Origin of the sequence: Rubellimicrobium aerolatum (genome assembly GCF_017872975.1) — a bacterium.
In the GTDB taxonomy this organism is placed as follows: Bacteria; Pseudomonadota; Alphaproteobacteria; order Rhodobacterales; family Rhodobacteraceae; genus Rubellimicrobium; species Rubellimicrobium aerolatum.
Genome location: NZ_JAGGJP010000045.1, coordinates 1 through 3,084, shown reverse-complemented (window position 1 = coordinate 3,084; position 3,084 = coordinate 1). Strand labels below are relative to the sequence as shown.

Here is a 3,084-nt window from a genome sequence, read left to right as displayed (position 1 = left end):
CACCCCCACCGGGCGCTCGGATACAGATCACCCCGCGAGTTCATCGCGGATCAGACAACAACCTGATCCTGTCCGGTCATTCAGGGGCAACAACATCTCCTGGTCCCTGCCACAGACCGTGTGTGTGTGGATAACGCAGCCGTGGTCGACTACCCAGTCCTCCAATTCTCTCGGCTTAGACAAATTAAATCATTGATATTACACGTGTTTATAAAAGCAGGTTCGATGCCTGTCCAAAGGACATGAAACAGGTGCTCGCAAGCTTGAGGGGGCCGTAGGTGACGTACCAATGGCGAGAGGTCGCCGCGTGGTGCGTCCAGCCAGACATTCTGCTTTCAGATCGGCCCTGCTGCCTTAAAGCTGCCCCAGTCATGAGCCAAGGCTGTTAGCAGGCGGCATGCCGCACGTTGGCAGGACGTGGGTCGGCATGCTAGGGAGCGAGCAACACACCGAAGCGTTCTCCTCCAAGATCTTGAAGGGATCTGAGACAGTCCTGGTTCGAAGGAGGCGTCGTGGAACGTGGCTTCACTTGGATCTTACCTTTGTTGGATGATATGCGCGAGTTTGCAGAGTTGAACGGCCTTGAGCGCCTGGATCATGATCTTCGGATGACAATCAGGGGCTGGACCGAAGAGTTGACCAAGCTCGAACGGAAGGACGTCATAGAAGACCGAGCAATCACCAGTGATGCTTGATGCTGGCTTTTGCCCTAGCACCCGGTGTCATGGTTGAAGCCTATTCATTATCGAAGGAGATCCGCGTTATGAATGAAAACCGCAGCAAGGACGACGATTACAGCGAGTTGTTCAGAAACAACGGGCTTCGCCTCTACGAGTGCGAGGACGATCGTGCCTTAGCCAAGATGCTCGGATGGTCGATCTTGGTTAGTCTGGTCATCTGGATTTCGGTCGCGGTCTATTTTTTCGGATAGTTTGAACCTTCTAGCGCCAGACGCTATCGGCGACTAGGTTCAGGACCCATTGATCTGCTCGCTCCCGGTGCGCCGGTGTGATTCAAGCTCCCGGTTCTTCGGGGTGAGGATGAGCAACCTGTACTGGCTGACGGACGAGCAGATGGAGCGTTTGCGTCCGTTCTTTCCCAAGAGCCACGGACGCCCCCGGGTGGATGACCGGCGGGTGCTCTGCGATATCACCTTCGTCAATCGCAATGGCTTGAGATGGCGCGTATCCCTCCGGCGGGGCTTGCGATTACCCATAAGTGGCGAGGTCCGAGCCGAGCTGGATGTCGGCAAGGCGCCGCAGGCCGCGCCAGACGACGGTGTTGCCCGGTGGCGGGTCTGTCTTTCTTGCGAGATAGCCGCCCAGGCGGGCGAGCTTGGTGAGATAGAGTTCGACGGTGCCCGGCTTGGCTCTGCGGTTGCCGCGGTCGGCAACGAGCCCGTCGAGGATGGCGATCTCGGCGCCTGTGAACGCGACCTCGGGTCGGACCTCGGGCTTGGCTCGCGCCACCATGGTCATCCACATGACGCGCCAGCTCACGATGCAGAAGAGGGCGACGAAGTTGGCCAAGCGGTCGGCGGTTCGCAGCTTTGTGTCCTCGGCGCGGCAGCCGGACTTGAGGATCTTTGGAAGACCTCGATCTTCCAACGCAAGGCATACCACCGGATCTTCTCGACGGCCTCGGCAAGGCTTGCCACCTCGAGATCGGTCAGCAGCTTCCAGACGATGGGCTTGCACCCGGCCGGCGCGGCCACCTCGACGGCATGGATGACCGTCAGATCCAGCGCTGGGTAGCGTTTCTACTTGCCGATCGGCGGCAGGACGCGGATCCGCTTGGTGCGGATGTCGAAGGTGACCTGCTCGACCTTGTCGCCGTCGACCCGGATGGCGATCGCATGCGTCCGGGCACTAGGAGCCTTGAGCATCTCGGCCTCGACCGTGTGGTCGCCGCTGCCGGCGAGCCGGTCGACGACGGTGCGCACGACGAAGTGGGCGCCAAGCTAGCGGGCCAAGCAGTAGAGCTCATATATGTCGCTCTCGCGGTCGCCGACATGCACGCAGCGCCCCGGCTGACCCAGCAGCGCGATGGACTGCCGCAGGTTCTCGAGCCAGCGGACGCTCTCTTTGGCTTCGATCAGGACCCGCGTCGGATTGATCTTCCGCTTGAGCTGGGCTGTGCCCCTGAACTTGTCTCGGTTCCAGAACTTGACGGCGGCAAGGCCGAGCGGAAGGCCCGGCCTCGGTCACGGCCAGGGATGAGTGCATGAGGATCCCGCACACCGCGTGGTGGCGAAGCCGGCCCTCTTTGTCGCGTCCCGAGTTGATGGCCTTCGTGAAGCCAAGCTCGCCGGGATGTCGCCGCTGGTAGGTGAACTCGGTCGTGTCCTGGAGAACGAGGACCGGCCCATGGCAGGCGGCATACCGCGCGTTCGTCGCCGCAAAGTGGCCGGCGAGGATCTCGCCTTCCTCGACCTTGGGGTTGGAGAAGAACCGGTAGGCTGCCTTGGTGCTCGCCCAGTTCTGGCAGGCGAGCGGGATCGTGCCGCCCATCCGGTCGCTCAGGCAGGACAGAAGATCGCCAAAGCGTCGGCCCAGCCGAGCGTCTTTGAAGGCTGCCTCGTCCACCTCGCCGTGCGACCAGTGGTCGCCGCCAGCCCGGCCCTCGTAGCTCTGACCCGACATCACGCACCTCATACTACCCCAAGATGCGAGGAACGGAGTCACAACCGACTCATCCGACTCAACAAACTTCCAGCATTCGCTGTAAGCAGCTCAACAACTTATGGGTAATCGCAAGCCGGCGGGGGCCGTCTGACGCTGGCGTAGGAGGTCGGGTAAGACCCTGACCTTATGGCAGGCTCTAAGGTCATATCGCAGGTGGAGGTTCTTTCGGCATCCGACGTGGGTCAGGCTCCACCTCGAGCACGGCATCCTCGGGCTGGACAACATCAAGCCTTGGTCCGCCACTGGGGGCCAGCACATAGAACGGGCACAGGCATACGCTAAGGACGGCGAGGGGTTGGTGCGGTGTGAAGCTGCCCCCGAACTGACCGGACAGGGTCTCCCACTTCCCTAAGGGGTAGGAGTACTGTTCACATCATGACTGGTCACATCCCACGGCCCG

4 protein-coding genes and 2 pseudogenes are annotated in these 3,084 nt (G+C 61.2%); 4 read left to right on the top strand and 2 right to left on the bottom strand.

Translation table 11 applies throughout. The features are described from left to right. The first annotated feature begins 512 nt into the window (after positions 1–512). From J2Z33_RS17970 to J2Z33_RS17960, 3 genes and pseudogenes are all read left to right on the top strand, one after another. Positions 513–695, top strand: coding sequence for a hypothetical protein (locus J2Z33_RS17970; protein ID WP_209843613.1), 183 nt, complete (start codon positions 513–515; stop codon positions 693–695). Beyond that, positions 695–931, top strand: a complete 237-nt coding sequence (locus J2Z33_RS17965) for a hypothetical protein (protein ID WP_209843611.1) — start codon at positions 695–697, stop codon at positions 929–931. The genes J2Z33_RS17970 and J2Z33_RS17965 overlap by 1 nt, the downstream gene beginning before the upstream one ends. A gap of 109 nt (positions 932–1,040) precedes the next feature. Further along, a pseudogene (locus J2Z33_RS17960) lies at positions 1,041–1,181 on the top strand (transposase); the annotation flags it as partial. Positions 1,182–1,208: 27 nt separating this feature from the next. On the opposite strand, the gene J2Z33_RS17955 reads toward J2Z33_RS17960, so the two are convergent. Beyond that, positions 1,209–1,529 carry an IS4 family transposase gene (locus J2Z33_RS17955; RefSeq protein ID WP_209843615.1) on the bottom strand — a complete coding sequence of 107 codons (321 nt, stop codon included), beginning with the start codon at positions 1,527–1,529 and terminating at the stop codon, positions 1,209–1,211. A gap of 56 nt (positions 1,530–1,585) precedes the next feature. Between J2Z33_RS17955 and J2Z33_RS18590 the strand changes: the two genes are divergently transcribed. Next, a complete protein-coding gene (locus J2Z33_RS18590) occupies positions 1,586–2,227 on the top strand; it encodes a hypothetical protein (RefSeq protein WP_245218977.1) in 642 nt (213 codons plus the stop codon). 214 nt (positions 2,228–2,441) lie between these two features. Here the strand turns inward: J2Z33_RS18590 and J2Z33_RS19035 are convergent. Then, positions 2,442–2,642 (bottom strand): annotated as a pseudogene (locus J2Z33_RS19035) (IS4/Tn5 family transposase DNA-binding protein); the annotation flags it as partial. Positions 2,643–3,084 lie beyond the last annotated feature (442 nt).

Bases quoted from the DNA above. Each gene is read 5' to 3' on its own strand.
- J2Z33_RS17965 (WP_209843611.1), top strand. From the start codon at position 695: ATGCTGGCTTTTGCCCTAGCACCCGGTGTCATGGTTGAAGCCTATTCA.